Source organism: Bacillus sp. FSL W8-0640, assembly GCF_038007725.1.
GTDB lineage: Bacteria > Bacillota > Bacilli > Bacillales > Bacillaceae_G > Bacillus_A > Bacillus_A cereus.
In genome coordinates this window covers 1,911,073-1,932,455 of sequence record NZ_JBBOXT010000001.1, presented here as the reverse complement: position 1 = coordinate 1,932,455, position 21,383 = coordinate 1,911,073, and the positions used below count along the sequence as shown (strand labels likewise).

Genomic DNA, 21,383 nt, shown 5'->3' with positions numbered 1-21,383 from the left:
CTTACTCTAGTTTTAAAGTAATTTAGCCATACAACGTATGGTTGCATGGCTAAATTATATATTTCTTTTTATCTGTCTTATTGTAGACCGAAATTACGAGAAAGATCTTCGTCATGTCTAGCAACAGCTTCTGCAGTTTTATTAAGCTGCATATTAATTTCTTGTAATAGCTGTGCGAAGTTTTGTACTTTTGGCTTTAATTGATTGAACTGTTGGTCAAAACCTTCGAAAGCACGACCTTCCCATTCTCCTCTTAATTCATTTTGTAAGTTTTGTAGTTGACGTAAAATGTCCTCAATTTGATTTGCACCTTGTCCATATCGAGTCGCTTTCGATTTAAGCTCCTCTGGTGACATACGAATTTGTCCTGCCATTATTAAATCCCCCTTAAAATTAAAAAATAGTAAAATTAACCAATAATCAATTCTACAAATTGATTATATCAATAATTTAAAAATTTCTAAACAAAAAAATGATATTTTTCCAAAATTTCTCTTTTACTATAATAACGATATATTGTACAATACTAATTTATTTGTTTTTTAAGCACACTCTATAAATCGACTATAAAATAAAGGCAAACCATCTATTTTATACTTTATCGCTTTAAATTCCAGCGATAAAGTAGCCACTAAATCATTATTTTCTCTTCTCTCATTCAGACTATTCTACTCACTTCAAAGTCATAATTACCTGCCTTTCAACAAACCCAAACTCTTCGTACATCTCTTTTGCAAAATTCCCAGCAAATACATTCAACCGAATTTCTGAATACTTCTCCTTTAATTCCTTAATACCAGCTTCCATCAGTTCTCGCGATAATCCTCTCCCGCGATATTCTGGGAAAACGTACAATTCATATATAAATCCAAGTTTTTCACGAGAAAAATAGTCTGTATTTTCCCCTATTAATATCCATCCCATTACTTTATTTTTTTCTTTAATAATTAAATAGCATGCTCCTTTTTCTACAATCGGCTTTGTAATCTCAATTGCTTTCTCGGTACTTAATTGACAATTCCCTCTCGTCCCTTCAAAAAGCGATTGAGCCGAATATTTTAATATTTCATTGGTATCTTCTTGATTCGCCTTAACAATCATTTTTCACAACTCCCCTTGAATAATAGGCATTACTATCGCTTGTTCAAGATTCTCCGCTTCCATAACAATTGCTGTTAATCCGTGTTCTGTACTTGTTTCATGGAGCTCTCCCTTTTCCCAAAACACAGCTTGTCCCGCCTCTATATTTATCTTTTCTTTATTTACCCCACATACATATCCTGCTCCTTTCACAATAAGAAGCAGTTGAGATACAACTGCTTCATGATTACCGATGATTCCATTCTCGTGTAAATGCATAGCACCGATATGTATATTCCCTCGATGGTTTAATATTTTCGACATGATGAAATTAGGTTGAAATACTGATAGGTGCTTTCCTACTTTTTCACTAAAATCAAAAATTTTCATTACTAGTTCTCCTTATACGTATAAAACCATCCTTACTGTCTGCATCATATGTCCTTCAAAGTCTTCTTCAAATTGCTCTAATTCAGCAAAACCTTTCGCTTCATAAAAGCGTTTCCCTTTTTCATTTGCTGCTTCTACATGTATGTACAATTTCCGTATCCCATTTAATGCTTTAATTCCTTTTTGTAATAAAGCACTTCCGATCCCTTTTCCTTGCTGATCTGGTAACAAATAAATCGCACCTAATTCCGCTTCATTTTGTAGTCTAACAGGTGAAAAGTTCGCAAACCCTATTACTTCTCCTTCTTCTTCCGCAACGAATAAATGCGTATTTTTAAGACGATATTTCATTTTTTCATCAGAATATGCCTCGTCTAAAAAACTGTCTTGAATTTCTCTTGGAATAATGCCTTCATATGTATCATGCCAAGCTATTTTTGCTACTGATTGTACAGCATGAATGTCTTCTTGCTTCATTTCTCTAATTATATATGTCATCTCGATGTCTCCATTCTCTTTAAATTATATTCTGCTAATATACTAGAAGAAACGGCAAAACCATTTTCATAATTCACCTTAATTAATTTTAATTTCTCAATTGAAGCTGTTGCAAAATCAAACTTTCCATAAATATATTCCATTACACTTAAAAACTGCTTTGTATGTAATCTATTTGCAATTGTACAATGCGGAACCCATTTTCCCGGTACGTAATATGAATTTGGGTTGTCATGAAAAGTTTTAAAATAATCATGATAAGAATAATGAAGTTTTAACAATTCATCGGTAACGGTCGGCGCTAGAAAGACCGTTCCATTAGTAGGAAAAATTCCAACAGAAAGAAAAGTTACTGCGTCCATATTTTCTTGAATAGCTACAAACTCCCCTAGTTTCTCAGTATACAAATGAACATCTAACTCATTATAATCCGCAATCGTTATATGAGGTTCTACTCCAGCTAGTTGATTTGTTCCAATTACATTTGTTAATTCATTTTGCAGTTCTGTAATTTTATTAGTAAACACACGATCAAATGTAGCAATAATAGCGTACAATCTTTCTCACCCCTTCGTTACACATAGCGCTTCCCATTCTTCACGAATCATGCCCATTCGAATAGAATCATAGTATGTTCCGTTATAATAACGACACTTTCGCATTCTACCTTCTAAGCTCATTCCTATTTTCTCCGCTACTTTCATCATTCGTTCATTACCAGACCAAGTCGTGAGCCCTACTCTACCAATTTCCATCTTTTCAAATAATAAATCTCGATATAACGTTAACGCTTCTGTACCGTAGCCACCATTCCAGTAAGTTGGATTATAAATAACAATTCCCATCTCCAACCAACGCGTCGGTTTATGCTCCCAATAAAATCCGACCGTCCCTATAATTTGACCGTTATTTTCTATAATTAAATTTGACAGTGGTTCTTCTTGCAAACGAGTTTGCATCTTCTCTTTATAGGAAGAGTATTCTTGCATTGAAAACGGAAAATACGGTGCATCCCATTTTTTCCATTCTGGATTTTCTTCTTTAAACACGAGATTCCATAATGTTTTTATATCTGATTCTTCTATTGTACGAATTGTAACTTTCTTCCCCATTAATACAACGTTTTGCATAATTCCCTCCTGCATTCCTCTTTATTTCATATATAATTATAATATTTTTTCAGAAAAATCAAAACTAATATCATTTATTATATTGTATAATTTTGTTATTAGATACCAATTATTGATTTAGAAAGCTGGTGATTCAGTGAAGAATCGATTTAGTATTGCTTTATTTCTCACTATTGTTACGACAAATATTATTCTATATTTCTTCTTACCATCAAATATTGTTACGAAATGGGACTTTAATGGAACGCCTACATCAACAATGGATAAAAGCACTTTTGTAATCGTAAATATAATTATATGTTTCTTCTTATTCTTTGTATTTTTAGCTTTATCTAAAGCAGCGAGTAACCAGAAATTTCTCCATTGGATCGGCAACACAATGTTACTATTCTTATTTTTTGTCGATATTGTCATCGGCCTCATCGCTCTTGGCTTTTCACTTCCTCTTGATCATTTCATATTTTTAGCATTAGGGCTTTTATTTATATTAATAGGTTATTTCAGTTCCAAAATTGATACGACTAAATCAACCGTTTCATTAGAATGGAATGATAAGCACCTTGAAAAAAGAGCTTCAAATATTAGTAGTATTTCAATGATGATAGCAGGTATTTTTTTAGCGATACTTCCTTTTATCGTTTCTGCTCCCTATAGAGGTTATGGCATACTAGCAATTCTTTTAGGAATGACGCTTATCATTCTGCCGAGTACGATTTATTTACTTATTAAAGACAGCAAGCAATCTACTCCTTTAAAAAAATAGGAGGTTATATCCCTCCTATTTCAGCTTAATGTTTTATTTTTCACTTTTTCTATCTCAACTAAAATCCCTTTCTCTATCCAACCCTCTACGCCATCTTTTTTAATTAAATCATATCCTGAACAGCTATCATCAATGAGAGAAACGATATCTCCCTTCCTAACGCTTATTTGCGCACAAGAAATATCGGTTTTCACTGTATATTCACCTGACTTAAGTTGTTTCATATATTCATTTTTTACAGTGAGCACATTATTCGTTTCCTTTTGTTTACATACGGTGTAATCTTGCATCTTCTCGATAGGCTCTATGTAATAATACGGATATGTCACTCCGCCCTGCATTTCTGAATTCGCATTAAAATCCGCTATTACTTCGTACTCTGGAAAATAGTCTACATATGTATAAGAAAACGTATCGCCCGTTTGTTTCCTCTGAATAATAAATACGTTTAATTGCCCTGCTTCTTTAATTGCATTTCCTCCATCAATTGCAATAATTTTTTTCTCCTTATCAATAACTGGATTATTAGACGGTGCTTCTTCAGAATAGTTCACGACAGGCCAATGACCGACTATTACATACTTATTTGCTTTATGTGATTGATTGAAAAACTCCGGCATTGCTATCGCATTTTTGCGCTCAGTTTCTTTCCAATCTACTCTATCTTCTAGACCGGCATGCACAAAAATATAATCTTCTGTTTCAATCGCTGTTGGCAACTCTGTTAGCCAATATAGTTCTTGTGAAAATTCACTTAACAATGCTTCTTTCACTTCACGAATTGAAGTGCCCTCATGAACTGAAAAACCCAATTGCTCTAGCCATTCATTAAAAATTGAATGCTTCCTCGTACATAAATAATTAATAAGACCAGGATTTTCATTTAGAAGAGCATCAACTAAAACTTCACAATTCCCTTCAACAACGTGAACCTTTGAATTGTTCTTTACAAGATTCATAACGTAGTTTACTACGCCTACGCTATCTCGTCCTTTCTCGCAAAGATCTCCATTAATAATTAAATAATCTTCATCTTTAAAGTTAACTTTATGTAGTGCTTCTTTTAAAAGATTTAATTCTCCATGAATATCAGATATGACAATAACTCTAGCATCATTAGGGATTGATAGTTTCTTTATTTTTTTCAAGTATAAGCGCTCCAATCATCCTCTTTATTAAATTAAAACAATTCGACAAAATACACTATATAACCTTTTCAAATACATATACCATAACTTACAACCTATTTACGGTTCAATAATAACTTAAAAAATAAGAAGAAGCTGTTCCCAACTTTTGCAGGACAACTTCTTCTTATTTTTTATAATTCTTTATAAAAAGAATAACTCACCTTATCATACCCTTCTCTTTCATAAAAACGATGAGCATCAATTCTTGAAAATGCTGACGTGAGGACGATAGACTCACATCCGTTTTCCTTTCCCCAGTTCTCTATATACGAGAGTAATACTTTCCCATGTCCTTTTGAACGATGTGCTTCTGCTGTTACAAGGTCATATACGAAAACGTGTTTCTTATTATAAAAGTTCGTACAAATCGCTACACCTGCAAGGCTAACAACTTCATCATTCTCATTACGCAGCGAAAATAGTTTATAATTTTCTTCTTTCATATTTCGAAATAAAGAGCTTGTTTCCTCTTTTGAAAGTTTCATTCGTAATTGCTGTAAAACAGGTAATACTTCATGTAATTGCTCTTCTGTTACTACTTCTTTAACATTCATTTTTAACTCTCCTCTAACTATTTATTTAATTTTCTAAATGTTATATCATTATTATAGAAAGTAACTGCCCTTCACTTAAGTGACAGTTTAAGTGTTTTTTATAAGGCCAGTTTTAAAGGAGAGTTTTATATGGATTTTACTATCCCATTGCAATTACAAAGTAACACACCTATTTACTTGCAAATTTACGAATATATAAAAGCTGAAATTATACAAGGGACTATTTCTGTCGGCACACGTCTACCCTCACACAGAAATTTAGCATCACAACTTAATATTAGCCGCATTACTGTTGAATCAGCTTATCAACAATTATTAGCTGAAGGTTATGTAGAAAGTAAACCGAAACGTGGTATTTTTGTAGCAAATTTCGATATTGACGTTATCCCAAATAAAAAGCGAAATGCAGCAAAGAAGACGAGCAATTTGATAGACGAAAAATTTGAATATGATTGTAGCCAAGGACTTATTGATCAAAATGCATTTCCGATTACAAATTGGAAACGAGCATTACAAGAATCCATACTTACATACGAAAATGCACTATTTGCCAAAGAAGACCCTCAAGGTGAATTCGCTCTTCGAGAGCATATATCAACATATTTATATCATTCTCGCGGTGTCCATTCTTCACCTGATCAAATTGTGATTGGCGCCGGAACGCAGCCACTTCTCTGGCTACTACTTCAACTGCTTGGCCCTACAAAAGAATACGGCATTGAAAACCCTGGATTTCACCGTATACACGCAATCATTAAAAGCTGTGATAGACAAATTCATCCCATACCATTGGATGAAAAAGGTATTGATATTTCTAGTTTATACAATACAAATTCCAATGTCGCATACGTTACACCATCACACCAATTTCCACTCGGGATTATTATGCCTTTATCTAGAAGATTAGAATTGTTAAAGTGGGCTAATGATTGCAGCGGATACATTATTGAAGATGACTATGATGGAGAGTTTCGCTACGCTGGTAAGCCGATTCCTTCTTTACAAAGTCTTGATTCAAATGAACGCGTTATTTATATGGGGACTTTCTCAAAATCTTTTTTACCTTCTTTACGAATGGGATATGTTGTTTTACCACCACACCTTTTAAAAACATATCAAGAACTGCATGGAATTTTCAAACAAACAGTCGCTACAATACAACAACTTGCTTTTGCTAACTTTATACAAAGCGGGAATTGGGAACGTCACCTTAATCGGAGTCGTACACTATATAAAAGAAAACATCATGCGTTAGTAAAATCCATTATGAAAGAAATGGGGGCTAATGTTCAAATTCTTGGCGAACAGTCCGGACTTCATATTGTTTTATGTGTCCATAACAGTATGAATGAAAATGAACTGATTGAATCCGCTAAAAAACAAAGCGTTAAATTATACCCACTTTCTCCATATGATTTCGTGAATGATTTACGTAAGGAATCATACGTATTACTCGGCTTTGGTAGTATTCCAGAAAATAAAATTGAAACGTTGGCTAGATTATTAAAAGACGCTTGGTTTCCTAGTTGCAAGGAAACTTTTTAACAGTGGATTTAACTTGTAACATGTTAACAATTCAACAAAATAAAAAAGAAGGCTGTTCCAAAATAACTTTTTGGACAGCCTTCTTCTAGTTATTCACCTGACCTAGCTTTCCTTCCCGGACGTTTCACACCAGTCGTTTCTGTTGAATAGGAAGCTTCGATTATAGCGGCTGGATCTACAGAGAGAACGAGATCTTTCATTTTCGGATAAATGAATCGGTTTGTAATGCAATAAATGATTCTCTTATGCTCCCCTAAAAAACCACCTTCTCCATGTAGATACGTAACAGATAGTTGCAATTCTTTCATAAGTAAATCGCCTATTTCTTTATTCTTACCAGAAATAATCATAACGCTCTTACCTTGATTAATACCATCTAATATAAAATCAATCATCTTCGTAACAATATAGAAAATTGCTAATGAGAACATCGCTTGTTCGATTGAAAATAAAATGGCAACAAAGATGAAAATAACTGCATTTACTGCAAGTAAAAATGTACTAATCGGTACATTAAAGTGTTTATTCATCCAAACTGCTAACATTTCCGAACCGTCAATTGCTCCACCCATTTTAACAACAATCCCAACACCAATTCCAAACAGTACTCCACCATAAAGTACAATTAATAACTCAGAAGTCGTAATTGCTGGAAATGGTTTTAAATAAATTAATCCGAGTGTTGTAACTACATTCGCATAAGATGTACGGATAAAAAATTTCTTTCCCATTACTTTTGCAGTAAATAATAAAATTGGGATATTAATTCCTAAGAACACACCATAAAGCGGCAATCCTGCGACTTTATTTGCCATAATAGCAATAGCCGTTACCCCGCCATCTACTAATCCATTAGGTGCTAAAATAAGCTCTAATGAACCTGCTACTATAATTGAGCCAATTGTTAATAATACGTATTCAAATACTTTCTTCATTCATTACCCCCAAAACTTATATATTTTCTTAGTATTATTTTAACGTAATTTTACTACTAATTCAAAGGTATCGATTTATATACACAAAAGTTTCTCCTTTATCGCTATTTTTATGTAACACATGTAACGCGTAATACTAAAAACACACTTACAAATTAAAAGTAAGTGTGTTTTTAACATCTATTTAATCTTTACGTACGGCTTCATTTTTAATTTGAATATTTCCTCAACTGCCCTTTGATATCCACCGGCATTTCTAAGCGACTCTCCCACTTTACGACTATTCTCCTTAAACGTCACATCATCCATTACTTTCTTTACAGTCTCACGTAACAATTCAGAAGTTAACTCGTTGCGATTAAGTCTTATTCCTGCCCCTACTTCAGTCAATCGTTTTGCAACGAATGGCTGATCTCCTGTTACCGGAATTACAACTAATGGAACACCGTAATATAACGCTTCACTCGAACTATTCATACCACCATGTGTCACGAATACATCAGCATGCTGTAAAACTTCTAATTGCGGGACATAATTATACAACTTAAAGTTTTTCGGGATATTTTCAAATTGACTTATATTTATCTTCTTACCAACGACTAATACGACTGTCGCATCAACATCTTTAAAAGCTTCAAAACATTTTTCATACAAAGCAGGTTGTTCATTAAAAACTGTTCCCATAGAAATGAAAATCACTTTTTCATTTTTTAAATCTTCGGTAGGAAAACTCCCCACTTCTTTTCGAGTAGCAATTGATGGACCTACAAATTTATACGATTCATCAAATACCTCTGAACGTGGCTGATATTCTTTTGAAGTATATACAATCGTAATATCACCAGGATGGTTCATAATATCATACATACTATTACATTTCATTCCATACTGCTTATTCCATCTTTCCATTCCCGCTAAACAAGATTGATATAATGGATCCATTTCATCTACTTGTCTCGATTCTTGCTCATCATGAAAATTAATGTACTGATTAACAGCAAACGTTGTACAGGATGAAACACTTGGTAATTGTAAAATATTCGCTATAATACGTCCTACTGGAAAATGATTATCATATATTAAATAATCGTATTTTTCCTCTTTTGTTTCTTCTACAATTTGAGTAACAATACGCTCTGATGCTTCAATCATATGAGATAGCATCGTCAAAGGGCTCCCACCTTCATTTACTCGTTCCATAATATTAATTTGAGAGAGAAAATTCTCAAACACTCGGAATTCCGCACCTGTTGCTTCAACCTTCTTTCTATAATCTTCAATACAATAAGAAACAACTGTTTCCCCTCGCTGAATTAACTCACTTACAATAGCTAAAGTCGGATTAATATGACCTTCCCCAGGAAAATTTATTACGAGTACATTTGCCATAACATTCTCTCCTATCCAATTAATATAATAAAATTAACAATTAATTATATTAATTAATTTAAGTCTATTATAAATGAATGCATTCTACTTCTTCATGCTTTTCTCTTCATTTTATTATTGAGAAATATTTTCTATAGTCTACATTATTGTGATTCACAATCTTATAAATCAATGCTTAATTTTACTTTTACTCTTCATAGATTTAAAGATACGAGTCTTACATTCAAGTATTACCACCATTATTTTTAGACAATTCATACAAAAATAGAGAAATATAATATTTTTAATGAGTTTTCACTATAAATGTAAGTATGCTGTCTATCTTTTTATCTTTATCCTCATAACACATCATCTGTTATATAATGAATTTATGGAATTTACAGAAAAAGGAGTCTTTTCATGTTACAACAACTATTCAATTCACCTATTCTATCCGTTCAAGCCTTGCACCCAGGTTATGAAGATCATGCAAGTGATGTTTTTCTCGTTCAAACAGAAGATACAGAAGTTATCGTTCGTGCTTCTAAAATGAATGAAGAACCAAATAATGATTTTTGGTGGGGATGTAAAAATCTATTTGGAATTGATCCAAGGAACGTCCATCATTTAGAAACTGTACATACATTGCTGCAAGAACATACGAATCTTCCTATCCCAACAATATTAGAAAAACATGTTTTAAATAGCCGTGAATTTGTGGTGGTCGAAAAGTTAGTAGGTAACACAGTTCAATCTTTTATCGAGCAACCAGATTCTATTTTATTCAGCCTAGGAAAAGGACTTGCAGAAATACATAAATTTAAAGCCGATTTCATAGGAAATCCGTCAGGCACGTTCCAAGTTCCACTAGATGAATTCCAATCACATATTTTAAACGTGAGTAAAGAGCTTGTGAATATGTTTTATTCCGATGATGAAAGCATAAAAAATGCATTCCCTACCTTTGAATCACAACTTTCTTCCCTGTCCGTACCAAAGGAATCTACACTCGTCTTAATTGATATGGATCCTACTCAATTTTTATCTGACGGTACAACTATTACGGGTTTAGTAGATAGTGAAGCTTACGCTGTTGCTCCGCGAGAACTTGATTTTATCGGACTAGAATATGTACTTACCGAAAAAGAAGCACATGCCTTTAAAAGTGGTTACGAAACAATTATGTCTATTCCTCACTTAGAAGAATATAGACAGCCTTATCGTTATTTATACCGACTGTTATCTGTGCAAGGTAATGTGGAATTAAAAAAATGGTTAAGTCACCCATCCTATTTTTAAATACGAATGAGAGGGAATATACAATGGATATTCAGAAAAAGCGTTCTGTAACAGAAAGTGAAATACAGCAAATGAAGGATTTGGCTTATATTTGTGGGCAACAAGACAATCTTGATTACTCTTCAGATTTACATATCAACTTTTTAAAAAATCGAAATGAAGATTATATAAACGATTTTCTTCTTTATAACGGTACTCAATTAATTGGCGCTTTAAATATGTATGATTTCGAAAGACCAACAAAGCTTGAACTAATAGGCTTTGTACATCCTCATTTTAGAAAACAACGTTTCGGAACTATCCTTTTACAAACTGCAATGAAAGAAATACAAAATAGAGAGACAGATGAAGCTCTTCTTATTATTAATGGGGATTCTATTTCTGGGAATGAATTTGTAAAACATATGAAGTTACCATATTTATATAGTGAATATAGTATGGAGTGCAAAACAAACGAAATTCAAAAAACAACAGATAATAATATACAGCTTACTCTTGCACCTTCAGAATCACTTCTTGATCTTATTAAAATTTCTAGTAAAGCTTTTGGTGATTCAGTAGAAAATACGACTACATGGTTACAAAAAATGATGAATTCATCTTCCCATCAAGTTTACAGTGCCCTTATTGCTGGAAAAGTGATAGGAACAATTACAGTTTCTAAACAAGAGCAATCTACTACACTATCAGGATTCGCCGTTCATCCTTCTTATCAAGGTAAAGGATACGGAAAAGATATTCTTTGTAATATAGTACATACCCTTATTACAGAAGGAGTTTCAACAATTGAATTAGACGTCGAAACGAAAAATATCCACGCTTTAAAACTATATACACAATGTGGTTTTGAAATTAAAACGAGGCATGACTATTATAATTTAATGAATTTTTAGGTGAATACATATGTTAACAAAACAATTTATTCTAATTATGATATTTTAGCAGACATCTATAATAAACATTGGGGACATTTTGTTGAATACTCCCATCCAGCCTCGTTTTACAAGATGCTCTTCCCTACTCTCGTATATTAGATCTTTGTTGCGGGACTGGTCATCTCTGCCGGTGATAGTTTAATTTAGTTGAACTAAAAAGTGTGTTTCACAAAGTTTACTCCGTATTACATAACGAGGGTATATTCGCATTTGATATGAATAAAAAAATAAAAAAACTGAATCGAAATGATTCAGTTTTTTCTTAATATATTTACAACTGCAGTTGTTTCGTCATTTTCTTTATAGACACGCGGAATTCTTCTATCTAGCATACATGTAACTTCATAGTTTATTGTACCTAACATATCCGCTATTTCTTCTACTGCGATATTTTCTTCACCTTGTTTACCGTAGAATACTACTTCGTCTCCTACTTGTACTGGCATCGCTTTTGAAACATCCAACATTAACTGATCCATACAAACACGGCCAATAACAGGTACTCGAACCCCATTAATTAACGCATAGCCTTTATTAGATAATTGACGATTATAACCATCAGCATAACCAATTGGTACAGTCGCAATCCATTCTTCACCAGTTGTTACATACGTATTCCCATAACTTACACCACGATTCTTCTTCGCATGTTTAATATGAGCTACTTTTGATTTTAACGACAACGCAGGCTGTAAAGAAACGACTGAATGATCCACTTCTTTTGATGGATACATACCGTACACTCCTATTCCAACGCGTACCATATTTTGAAATGTGTTACTTAATTCCATTGATCCCGCACTATTTGAACTATGAATATATGGTATTTGAATTCCTAATTCTTTCGCTGTATTAACAGCTTTTTCAAATAAACTTGTTTGCATATTCGTATATGATTTATCGATTTCATCTGCCGTAGAGTAATGCGTAAACATCCCTACTACCTCTACATACTCCATACGGTTTAATTCTTCTAAAAATGGTTTAACTTCTTCTTCTTGTAAACCGATACGACTCATTCCTGTATCAATTTTCACTTGAATTTGTACTTTCTTTTGAAGACGGTTTGCAATTTCATTTATACCATGTAAATCTTCTACTCTATAAACAGTCATCATAACGTCATATTGAATTACATCTTCTACAGCCGCTACTGGTGTGTATCCTAAAATTAAAATTGGTACAGTAATTCCTGCTTCTCTTAATTCTATTGCTTCATCTACAAATGCAACTGCAAGTTGATGTATTCCCGCTTCAATTGCAGCTTTGGCAACTTCAACTGCCCCATGGCCATACCCATTCGCTTTTACAGCAGCCATCATCTTAATTTCTTCATCATTTACATGTTTTTTAAATTCTTTTACATTATGTTTTACAGCATTTAAGTCAATTTCTACAATTGTATCTCTTCCATATTTCAAACTCATTGGTCTAACTCCTAACTCAATAATTGCATTCCATTCTATTTCACGTTTCATATGACCTTTTACAATATAATACTTTTCATTATGCTAGTCAAACTACTAGAATTTTCGGAATTTTGAGTATGATATAATATCCTCAAGAAACTATTATATACGGAGACGAGGAGAATTACAATGTTTGTTCAATCTGCATTGCATCAACTAAAAGTTGCTATTGATACTTCTATTTATATGCTTAACCAATATAGTGAAAACGATTTAAAAATACAACCGATTCACTCAAAACGATCATTATTTGAAATGTGTGCACATCTTTCTCTTATTTGTCATGCTGATTTACTCATTTTAAATGGTATTTCAGAAAAAGAATTACATACCTTTTATATAGAACATACACCCGTAACAGTTGCTCACATGCAACAAACGATGATTGAAGGATACAACCTTCTCTCTAAAACATTTCTTTCCTACTCCCAAATAGAATTAGCAAAAGTTATGACTGCCTATTGGGGGATTTCTTATTCGCGCTTTGAATGGTTACTTGAAATCGTTGCACACTTTTATCATCATCGTGGACAAATTCATATTTTATTATGCGAGCATATGAAAGATCCTCGCATTCCTTTATTTGAGTGATTTTCCACTCATTCATTAATTAGCTACAAAACCAATAAAAAGTATCATTCCTAATAAAATAAATGTTTGAGCATAACCTCCTATTTTCATAAGATAAATAGAAATGATAGGTCCTATACTAGTACCTAAAAATAAAATAAAAGTATATTCCCCTTGCTTTCCCTCCTAATTGACCTCCAAGAGAAACTAAAGACGGAACGGATATAGCAATACCTATTACAAAACAGACACTCATCATTACAAGTAGAGATAGATCCGAAACAAAGCCCATTGAACTTAGACTAAAAATAACAATCAACAATCCTCCTTGAAGAACTTTCCTTACTTCAAACCTCTTTGTTAAAAGACCTGCAAGTGGTGACAGCAACATACCAAACAGCCCTGCTAAGCGAAAATAAAGGATTTGTTCTGCAGTTAAATTGTAAGTAGGAGAGCTCAAATAATTCCCTAAAACAGTATACATATTAACAAAAGCCATTATTAAAACAGGATTTTTCACACTGACTAACTATTAGTTTTAAATAATTCGCAACTTCTTTAAGGCATAAGAAATTCCGCCTTCACTCGCCTTCGTTGTAACGAAATCAGCCCTTCTCTTCAACTCCTCTCCACCATTTCCCATCGCAACTCCTAATCCTACATACTGCAACATCTCAATATCATTTCCACCATCGCCAAAAGCAATGGCTTCTAATTTACTAATGTTTAAATGTTCCAATACTTTTTGAATTGCAGTTAGCTTCGATACTTTACTATCTTCCAATACATTTATAACGTAACCATGAAAACGCTCAAACGTAAGTGCTGGATATCTTTCAATGAATTTTTGAGCTTCTGTATCATCAGCATACAGACATATGCAATACATCTCATCTGATAAGTTTCTAACTTTGTCAGGATACCGCTCTAAATTTAAAGTTTCATTTAACGCTCGCATGACACGTTCATCTTTGGAAGCAATATTATTCATTGCAAATTCTTCTGTAAAGTAAGAAACACTGTGACCATGTAATTCAGCAAAATTTGAAATATCATGAACGATTTCGCTTGAAAGTACTGATTTATGTATAACTTCTTTCCCACATTTTATATGTGCACCATTTGCTGAAATAAACGTATTTATACCTAGTTCCTTAAATTGTGAGCATAAACTATACGGTCTTCCAGTTGTAACAACTACGTGAATTCCTTTATCTATTAACCTTCGTATCGCTTCTTTTGTACTTTCGTGCATGCTTCTATCAATCTCACTTAATAACGTACCGTCAACATCGAAAAATACAACTTTGTACATAAGTCTTTACATCCCGTCCAAATGATTCGTATCATTAATGAAATGCACCGTTTTTTGTTCACCCTCAATTTCAATTAAACTTATTCCCGTATCTCCCATTTTGAAATAGTAGTCCATTGAAATTGGCATTTTGAAAAATGCACGTAATAGACTATTAATTACGCCTCCATGGGCAACAATTGCAATTCGATCATATGTATTCTCTATCATAATTTTAGAAAAGATTCCTTCTATTCTCATTCGAAACTCAATAAATGATTCTCCGTTTTCAAAACGGTCATGAAGAAACTTTGGCTCTGGATATTTCTTTGCTTCTTCAAATGATAAGCCTGCTTGCACTCCATTATTAAACTCCATTAATTCCTCTTCTAATTGAATTGGACAACCAATTGCTTCTGCTAATGTTTCACCCGTTTCGCGAGCGCGTTTTAATGTGCTTGCCCAAATGAAATCTGGCGCAAAATCTTTTTTCACTTTCTGTACAAGTCTTTGTACTTGTTGTCTCCCTTTGTCAGTTAACTCAAAATCAGCTCGACCTTCATGCACATGTAAAATATCAGCTTCTGATTCTCCGTGGCGTATTAGTAGTATTTGCATGTTTCTCTCTCCCTTTATTTAACATTCATAAAATTCCATTATATCACTTTTTAAGATTCGAAAATAAAAAAGGAACGGTCTCCCGTCCCTCATCCATTCACTTTTTCCGCATCATTCCAATAATATTTACTAAACGCTTCTGTTAACACATCAATTGTGTTATATAATTCATCTAACGTATTATCAACACCACCAACTTCAATTAACATCGCATTTTTCGATAAATCTTGATTATAAACGCCATTTCCATCTTTTTTATACTTTGGAAAAATCCCTCTACTTAATCCGTAGTAGTTTTCATCTAAATAACTATTGATGGCTCTTGCAATTTTTTCATTTTCAGCACGGCCTTCATTTTCCATCCCAATTATAAAATATAATCTTGCATACGATTTTCCGTTAATTACTTTTGTTGTTACTTTCTTACGCTGATCGTCACGGTGTATATCAATCGGAAACGCAATTTTATTATTTTGTGCTAATGCTTCTTTTACATATTCATGAGACGCTTTATATGACTGATACCATACCCACTTTTTACTCGCTAATAAATCACCCATATTCGTTTTATCATGAACTACCGGAATTCCTTGTCCTTCAAGTTGCTCTTTCATACGTTTCCCTAGTAAAGACACATTTACATCTGGGCTAGATGGATCAGTTGCCCCTGGTAATAATGGAAAGAAGGATTCCCAGCTATGTGTATGATAAATATATACTGCACTTTCACCTTTTTTCGCTCCGTTCTTTTTCTGAACCGGATTATTCTTTTCCGCTTCTGTAACTTTATCTTTTGCTATTTCCCGTTCTTTCGTTACTTCTTCAATCGGTACACTAGATTCATTTGGGATATTCGTCAAGTTTGTCCCTTCCCCAGCTACGATAATATTAGAATAATACTTTGACATACCAGGTACTTCTTTACCGACGAATGTTCTTAAATCTTTAATTTTCAAATCTGTCGCAATAGAGAACATTAAATTTCCAACTGACTCTCTTTTATTCTTCTTAAAATAATCAAATCCGTAATAGCGATTCTCACTTTCTATCATTTGAACAAAACCTTGCATCGATACTTTTCCAAACCATTGATTTGCATAATTTGATTTCATTGTATGTAAAAATGACGTCAAAATCGACGCTATCATAATTACTATTAGCGCATATAAAAGGAGTAACGAAATCAGTTTCTTCCCATGTATTCGAGTTGCATACTTTTTCACTGCATCACCTTCTTTATACATGGATATGTACAAGCTTTTCGGAATATACGCAAAAAAAAGAGAAATGGTATCCCATTTCTCTTCCTCACTTTTATTGTTCTTTTCCTGTATCATTTGAAGGTAATTTCTTCACTTGTTTTTCTTTAAATATTTCTCCAATTGCCCCGAGAGTACCAAGTGTTTCAATTGCATTAGACGGAATAAAGACTTTATTTGCTGGTCCTTTTGCAACTTCAGCTAATGATTCAAATGATTTGTAAGCAAGTATACGCTCATCCAAATTCGCTTCACGAAGCAATTCAATACGATTTTGTTCTGCTTTTGCGATTTCTTCAATTGCCCTTGCTTCCCCTTGCGCTTCTAATTCTTTTGCTTCTTTTATACCTTCAGCTTCGCGAATACGCGCTTCTTTATCCCCTTCAGCCATCAAGATTTTACTTTGCTTTTCCCCTTCAGCACGAAGGACTTTATCTTGTTTTGCTGCTTCAGCTTCTAAAATAATCGCACGTTTATTACGCTCAGCCTTCATTTGTTTTTCCATTGATGCTTGCACATCTTTTGGCGGGTTAATATCAACAACTTCGACACGTTCAATACGTACGCCCCATTTTTCTGTTGCTTCATCAAGCGCTAAGCGGATCTCTGTTGAAATTTTTTCACGACCAGATAACGTTTCATCCAGTTCCATTTTACCGATAATTTGACGCATCGTTGCTGAAGTAATATTACGAACACCATATTCATAGTTTGAAATACCATATGTCGCAAGTTCTGGTTCAACAATTTGATAGAAAATAATAGTATCAATTTCTACTTGAACATTATCTTTCGTAATTACCTTTTGCGGTGGTACATTCGTTTGTTGAATACGTAAGTCATGATATACACGAACACGATCTACAATTGGTATTAAAATATTTAACCCTGGGTGCATGATACGTTGAAACTTACCAAATCTTTCAACAACCCCAACTTTTTGCTGAGGAATAATTTTAATTGTTAATGCGATAAATGTAACTACAATTAGTGCGAATATAATCGTTAACGTTAATGCTACCATATTTATTCACTCTCCTTTTTCACTTGTAATATAGTACTATGCCTCTTTATAACAACGACTTTTTCTCCAGCATCAATTGAAGAATCTGCAATAGCTGTCCAAGTATCTCCATCCACTTTCACAATACCATTCGCTTCATTTGTAATCGCTTGCATAACAATCCCTTTTTTACCAACAAGCATATCTACTGTATCAGTAAAACCTTTTGCTTCTCGAAAGTTTTTTGAAATTCTTTTCGTAAAGAATGTCAAAGTTAAACTTACAATTGCACCAACAGTAACTTGTAACAGTAGTGCATCAGGAGCAAACAAAGCAATAAGACCTCCGACAACAGCTCCAATTCCAAGCCAAAGCATGTAAAATGTAATCGACAACATTTCTGCGATAAATAAAATACCAGCTATTATAAACCAAATTACCCAAGCAGCCATATGCAACCCTCACTTTCTTTCTCATTTTCTATATGTATATGAAGAAAAGAATGGTTTATCCGCCCTTTCTTACACTTGGGCGTTTGCTACAAGCTATTGTACATACTCACTGTTACAATGATCATTAATATAATACTATATCAATATATTCTTCATTATACATGAAAATCCCTTTCAAAAAGTGACAAAAAATTAAATTCTTTAAAAATTTTAATTTTTAAATTACAATTATTCTAATTACTAAATACTATTTTTTATAGAGGTGATAATCTTATTGAGAAACCTGTCACTAATCTACTATTTAGGTTCCAAAATATGCATTACTCTCGCTGACATCGTATATGTAATGATTATTACAACTCATATTTATATAGCAACTAAATCAGCTACTATTACTGCTCTTTTTCCATTATTACAAGTTATCACAAATCTAATTGCTAACATCTCTGCACCACTTATAATAAATCGTTTTCCATCTTATACGCTGTTATATACGCTCCAATGGCTGAAAACAGTCTTTTTACTATTATTAATGATTTTGTTCCCGGTCTTATCCACAAACATTATAGCTCTATTAACTTTTATTTTTGTCATTTCATTATGTAGTGGGTGGAGTGCTCCGTTATTATACGGTATTCTCCCGCGCCTTACACCGAAAGAAAAATTAGTAAAAGTAAATAGTATCTTTTCCTTTTCAACACAAATTGTGCAAGCCGTTGCTTATTCATTTACGAGTATTGTCGTTCTTCTCATTGGCGCTACTTCTACACTCATGATTAATAACATTTTAATGATTTTCGGATGCATTGCATTACATTTTTCATTACGTTCCATACATACTGAAAGAATAGCAGATTCTCCCTCTTCCAAAAGTACTGTTTTATTGGAAGGTTGGAAACTCCTATTTCAAAATCCTTCTCTCCGTACCGTTACATATATGGACTTAATCGAAACTTTCGCAGGGACAATATGGATTGGCGCTATTACGATGGCATACGTTACGACTATCCTTCATAAAGGCGAAGAATGGTGGGGATATATTAATACAAGTTATTATGTTGGCACGTTAATCGGTGGTCTATTAGCATGGAAAATGAGTTCCTATATTCAAAACAATTTAATACGATCTATGTCGATTGGCTCTCTTATATTTAGCATTCTTACATTTTTATATGGTATGACGAGCAGCGGATTTATTGCGCTTTTTCTATGTGTTCTAATGGGACCATGTTATCAAATTAGAGATATTTCCCAAACGACTGTTTTACAATCAAGTGTCGCCCCTGCTTTATTATCCAAAATGTATACAGCACATGGTGCACTTCTTTCAACAGCCTCTGGACTATCTATGCTTAGCATTGGCATTATTACTGATATGTTCGGTGTTCGTACAATTTATATCATCGCTTCTATTCTTATTTTATGTTCCGCTTGTTTATCTTTTAGTTTATTAAAATATCATAAGACAGAGCAGAACGATATTTCAATTTAATCACTAAAACAAAGAGGACAGGGATTCCTGTCCTCTTTGTTTATTCTATTCATGATAAGTTGGGGATTTTTCTATGCTTTGTCGCTTGTTCAAAAGCATAAGCTAATTTAATTAATATCCCTTCACTAAAGGCAGTGCTTGCAATGGTAATTCCAAAAGGCCTCCCGCTTTCCATATACCCTGCTGGTATTGCTATAGACGGATAACCCGCTTTTGCACATATAGTAGAACCTATATAGGAAGGAAACAGTATCGCATCAAGATTATATTTTTCCAATGCAAAATCAATGCCTTGTTCTTGAGAAAAATATATATCTTCTAATCTCGCATTTAAATATTCTGGATTTCGTAACGTATTAGGAAAATCTTTTCTTCCCTCTAACTTAGTTTGTCCATATTTTAAAGCTCTTTCTGCTATGTTTTTATTAAACTCCATTAACTCCGAAATAGAATGTACCGGGATAGTAGAAGGTAATTTAGAAAGATAGTTATCTAAACTATGCTTCAGCTCATAAAGCGGAACTCCCCAGCTCCATTCTCTATGAAAAGAAGGAATATCAATATTTTCTACTACTGTCGCTCCTTCATTACGTAATACTTGAATCGTTTCCTTAAACAAGATTTCATCATACTCACCATTTTCGTAATAATCTTTTGGTGCATCGTTAAACACACCAATCTTCGCTCCATTTAAACCATTTGCATCAAGGTAAGATGTATAATCCCGATATGCCCTATTTTCACTTTTTCGAGTAACTACATCTTTCTCATCCACTCCAGTTAAACTCCCTAGCAAAATAGCAGCATCTGTTACCGTTCTAGCAAATGGTCCAGCTGTATCTTGTGAATAAGTAAATGGAATAATTCCTCTACGACTAATTAAACCGACAGTCGGTTTAATACCTACTACAGAATTTTGAACAGCGGGGCTCAAAATAGAAGCATCGGTTTCTGTCCCAACAGATACTACTGTAAAGTTAGCAGCAACTGCTATCGCAGATCCTGTACTAGATCCGCCAACAAACATATGATCCTTGCCCGTTCCGTATGGATTGATTGTTTGACCACCTTTTGCACTATATCCAGCCCACATTTCAAAAGACATTGCATTTGCTAATTCTGTCATATTCGTTTTTCCAATTATCACTGCCCCTGCTTCTCGCAGTTTAGTAACAAGAAATGCATCTTCACTGCTTATATTTTGTTCTAGAGCTATTGTACCTGCACTTGTATGCATGGAGTCATTCGTTTCAATATTATCCTTAAGCAAAACAGGTATTCCATGCAATGGTCCCCTTACGCCTTTTGTCTTTCTTTCATAATCTAACGCTTCTGCAATAAAAATAGCATCTGGATTGATTTCTAAAATTGAATTGATTTTCGGTCCGTCTTGATCATACTTTGCGATTCTATAGAGATAATACATTACTAGCTCTTTTGAAGTTAACTTTCCAGATTCCATTTCATTTTGAATATCTTGAATTGTTAATTCCTTTTTTAAGATTGGATTAAACTGAATTTCCATTTATATTCTCCCTT

General features: G+C 33.5%; 24 protein-coding genes and 1 pseudogene. 7 read left to right on the top strand and 18 right to left on the bottom strand.

Annotation, left to right across the window (positions count from 1 at the left end):
• Positions 1–77: 77 nt before the first annotated feature.
• From N2V80_RS10120 to N2V80_RS10095, 6 genes are all read right to left on the bottom strand, one after another.
• Positions 78–374, bottom strand: a complete 297-nt coding sequence (locus N2V80_RS10120) for a WXG100 family type VII secretion target (RefSeq protein WP_000918601.1) — start codon at positions 372–374, stop codon at positions 78–80.
• A 298-nt stretch (positions 375–672) separates the two neighbouring features.
• The gene (locus N2V80_RS10115) at positions 673–1,101 is read right to left on the bottom strand and encodes a GNAT family N-acetyltransferase (protein WP_000635649.1); all 429 of its coding nucleotides are present in this window, start codon (positions 1,099–1,101) and stop codon (positions 673–675) included.
• 3 nt (positions 1,102–1,104) lie between these two features.
• A complete protein-coding gene (locus N2V80_RS10110; RefSeq protein WP_030025429.1) occupies positions 1,105–1,470 on the bottom strand; it encodes a cupin in 366 nt (121 codons plus the stop codon).
• A 12-nt stretch (positions 1,471–1,482) separates the two neighbouring features.
• Positions 1,483–1,968: a GNAT family N-acetyltransferase gene (locus N2V80_RS10105; protein ID WP_000221048.1), complete on the bottom strand. Its 486-nt coding sequence runs from the start codon at positions 1,966–1,968 to the stop codon at positions 1,483–1,485.
• A complete protein-coding gene (locus N2V80_RS10100) occupies positions 1,965–2,525 on the bottom strand; it encodes a 2'-5' RNA ligase family protein (RefSeq protein ID WP_000270885.1) in 561 nt (186 codons plus the stop codon). Before N2V80_RS10100 ends, N2V80_RS10105 begins: the two co-directional genes overlap by 4 nt.
• A gap of 6 nt (positions 2,526–2,531) precedes the next feature.
• A complete protein-coding gene (locus N2V80_RS10095) occupies positions 2,532–3,098 on the bottom strand; it encodes a GNAT family N-acetyltransferase (RefSeq protein WP_001181863.1) in 567 nt (188 codons plus the stop codon).
• 136 nt (positions 3,099–3,234) lie between these two features.
• On the opposite strand from N2V80_RS10095, the gene N2V80_RS10090 reads away from it, so the two are divergent.
• Positions 3,235–3,861, top strand: coding sequence for a DUF1648 domain-containing protein (locus tag N2V80_RS10090; RefSeq protein ID WP_000797170.1), 627 nt, complete (start codon positions 3,235–3,237; stop codon positions 3,859–3,861).
• A 20-nt stretch (positions 3,862–3,881) separates the two neighbouring features.
• Here the strand turns inward: N2V80_RS10090 and N2V80_RS10085 are convergent, their stop codons facing one another.
• The gene (locus N2V80_RS10085) at positions 3,882–5,009 is read right to left on the bottom strand and encodes a metallophosphoesterase (protein ID WP_000721385.1); all 1,128 of its coding nucleotides are present in this window, start codon (positions 5,007–5,009) and stop codon (positions 3,882–3,884) included.
• A 173-nt stretch (positions 5,010–5,182) separates the two neighbouring features.
• On the bottom strand, positions 5,183–5,605 hold the full coding sequence (locus N2V80_RS10080) for a GNAT family N-acetyltransferase (RefSeq protein WP_001101112.1): 423 nt from the start codon (positions 5,603–5,605) through the stop codon (positions 5,183–5,185).
• Positions 5,606–5,734: 129 nt separating this feature from the next.
• Between N2V80_RS10080 and pdxR the strand changes: the two genes are divergently transcribed.
• Complete coding sequence (gene pdxR, locus N2V80_RS10075) at positions 5,735–7,150, top strand: MocR-like pyridoxine biosynthesis transcription factor PdxR (RefSeq protein WP_000348036.1); 1,416 nt, start codon at positions 5,735–5,737, stop codon at positions 7,148–7,150.
• 89 nt (positions 7,151–7,239) lie between these two features.
• On the opposite strand, the gene N2V80_RS10070 is transcribed toward pdxR, so the two are convergent.
• Together N2V80_RS10070 and N2V80_RS10065 are read right to left on the bottom strand one after the other, a co-directional pair.
• A complete protein-coding gene (locus tag N2V80_RS10070) occupies positions 7,240–8,085 on the bottom strand; it encodes a YitT family protein (RefSeq protein WP_000755125.1) in 846 nt (281 codons plus the stop codon).
• Between the two features lie 180 nt (positions 8,086–8,265).
• Positions 8,266–9,474, bottom strand: a complete 1,209-nt coding sequence (locus tag N2V80_RS10065) for a macrolide family glycosyltransferase (RefSeq protein WP_061654775.1) — start codon at positions 9,472–9,474, stop codon at positions 8,266–8,268.
• Between the two features lie 399 nt (positions 9,475–9,873).
• Here N2V80_RS10065 and N2V80_RS10060 point away from each other — a divergent pair, with 399 nt between their 5' ends.
• The 3 genes and pseudogenes from N2V80_RS10060 to N2V80_RS10050 all read left to right on the top strand — a co-directional run.
• Positions 9,874–10,752, top strand: a complete 879-nt coding sequence (locus tag N2V80_RS10060) for a nitrate reductase (protein WP_000941374.1) — start codon at positions 9,874–9,876, stop codon at positions 10,750–10,752.
• A 23-nt stretch (positions 10,753–10,775) separates the two neighbouring features.
• On the top strand, positions 10,776–11,645 hold the full coding sequence (locus tag N2V80_RS10055) for a GNAT family N-acetyltransferase (RefSeq protein WP_000354419.1): 870 nt from the start codon (positions 10,776–10,778) through the stop codon (positions 11,643–11,645).
• Positions 11,646–11,908 (top strand): annotated as a pseudogene (locus N2V80_RS10050) (class I SAM-dependent methyltransferase); the annotation flags it as partial.
• A gap of 30 nt (positions 11,909–11,938) precedes the next feature.
• Here N2V80_RS10050 and alr read toward each other — a convergent pair.
• Positions 11,939–13,114, bottom strand: a complete 1,176-nt coding sequence (gene alr, locus N2V80_RS10045) for an alanine racemase (protein WP_021727885.1) — start codon at positions 13,112–13,114, stop codon at positions 11,939–11,941.
• A gap of 171 nt (positions 13,115–13,285) precedes the next feature.
• Between alr and N2V80_RS10040 the strand changes: the two genes are divergently transcribed.
• Entirely contained in the window at positions 13,286–13,747 is a 462-nt protein-coding gene (locus tag N2V80_RS10040; protein WP_000498004.1) for a DinB family protein, read from the top strand.
• Between the two features lie 118 nt (positions 13,748–13,865).
• Here N2V80_RS10040 and N2V80_RS10035 read toward each other — a convergent pair whose 3' ends face one another.
• From N2V80_RS10035 to N2V80_RS10010, 6 genes are all read right to left on the bottom strand, one after another.
• Positions 13,866–14,225 carry a hypothetical protein gene (locus N2V80_RS10035; RefSeq protein ID WP_003284084.1) on the bottom strand — a complete coding sequence of 120 codons (360 nt, stop codon included), beginning with the start codon at positions 14,223–14,225 and terminating at the stop codon, positions 13,866–13,868.
• 39 nt (positions 14,226–14,264) lie between these two features.
• Positions 14,265–15,041 (bottom strand): Cof-type HAD-IIB family hydrolase, encoded by a 777-nt coding sequence (locus N2V80_RS10030; protein WP_000278964.1) that lies wholly within the window; start codon positions 15,039–15,041, stop codon positions 14,265–14,267.
• Positions 15,042–15,047: 6 nt separating this feature from the next.
• Entirely contained in the window at positions 15,048–15,638 is a 591-nt protein-coding gene (locus N2V80_RS10025) for a histidine phosphatase family protein (RefSeq protein ID WP_001166436.1), read from the bottom strand.
• 89 nt (positions 15,639–15,727) lie between these two features.
• A complete protein-coding gene (gene spoIIP / locus N2V80_RS10020; protein WP_000613903.1) occupies positions 15,728–16,975 on the bottom strand; it encodes a stage II sporulation protein P in 1,248 nt (415 codons plus the stop codon).
• Positions 16,953–17,921 (bottom strand): SPFH domain-containing protein, encoded by a 969-nt coding sequence (locus tag N2V80_RS10015; protein WP_000226253.1) that lies wholly within the window; start codon positions 17,919–17,921, stop codon positions 16,953–16,955. Before N2V80_RS10015 ends, spoIIP begins: the two co-directional genes overlap by 23 nt.
• A 2-nt stretch (positions 17,922–17,923) precedes the next feature.
• Positions 17,924–18,352, bottom strand: coding sequence for an NfeD family protein (locus N2V80_RS10010; RefSeq protein WP_000741974.1), 429 nt, complete (start codon positions 18,350–18,352; stop codon positions 17,924–17,926).
• A 274-nt stretch (positions 18,353–18,626) separates the two neighbouring features.
• Between N2V80_RS10010 and N2V80_RS10005 the strand changes: the two genes are divergently transcribed.
• Positions 18,627–19,844 carry an MFS transporter gene (locus N2V80_RS10005; RefSeq protein ID WP_001245226.1) on the top strand — a complete coding sequence of 406 codons (1,218 nt, stop codon included), beginning with the start codon at positions 18,627–18,629 and terminating at the stop codon, positions 19,842–19,844.
• A 49-nt stretch (positions 19,845–19,893) separates the two neighbouring features.
• Here the strand turns inward: N2V80_RS10005 and N2V80_RS10000 are convergent, their stop codons facing one another.
• Positions 19,894–21,369, bottom strand: a complete 1,476-nt coding sequence (locus tag N2V80_RS10000) for an amidase family protein (RefSeq protein WP_000405396.1) — start codon at positions 21,367–21,369, stop codon at positions 19,894–19,896.
• Positions 21,370–21,383 lie beyond the last annotated feature (14 nt).